1 protein-coding gene is annotated in these 740 nt (G+C 69.5%); it reads left to right on the top strand.

From position 1 onward, the window contains the following. Positions 1-740 (top strand): protein-glutamine glutaminase family protein (locus IMZ35_RS30250; RefSeq protein ID WP_199444629.1); only part of this gene is annotated, 740 nt, incomplete at both ends.

Here is a 740-nt window from a genome sequence, read left to right as displayed (position 1 = left end):
GCCACCTTCGAGCACCACGGCGACGGCAGCACCCGCATCCCCACCGGTCACCCCGAGGACGGCTGCTACATGCGCGCCCACCTGTGGGCACTGCAGATGCGCCAGGCCGGCGTGGACACCCAGAAGGTCTTCGTCGCCCGCGACTCCAGCCTGACCGTCAACTCCGCCAACGCCCTGGGCGGAACCGACGCCGCACCCCGCCAGGTCACCTGGAACTACCACGTCGCCCCGCTCGTGCAGGTCGACCTCGGCAACGGCGGCCGCACCGTCCCCATGGTCCTGGACCCCGCCCTCGGCCTGGGCCCCGTCCCCGTCGACACCTGGATCGGCGCGATGGGCGTCAACCCCGGCGACTACACCATCAACACCGCCGGCGACGTCCCACCCGGCGCCGTGCCCCAAGCCGTCGACCCGAATCCCGGCGCCGACGCCCGCGTCACCATCGCCAGCCTCAACAGCATGATGAGCGCCGGCAACAACGTCACCCTGCTCGACACCGTGCAGGACTACGACAAGATGAACCGCCGCGCAGAAGACACCCTGCGCGACTACAGCCTGGAGATGCAGCGCCGCGAAGAGTTCCGCACCTGGCACGACAACACCGCGGACCCCGCCGTCCAGCAGAGCATGCGCGAGCTCTACCCCAACCTGCACGCCACCATCCGGCCCTACTTCCACGAGGCCTACAACAACGCCACCACCACCGAAGAACGAACCCAGGTCGTCGCCACCTACCACGA

The organism is Umezawaea beigongshangensis, assembly GCF_016464305.1.
Taxonomy (GTDB): Bacteria; Actinomycetota; Actinomycetes; order Mycobacteriales; family Pseudonocardiaceae; genus Umezawaea_A; species Umezawaea_A beigongshangensis.
Note: the sequence above shows the minus strand (reverse complement) of the source record. Positions and strands in the feature narration are given on the sequence as shown.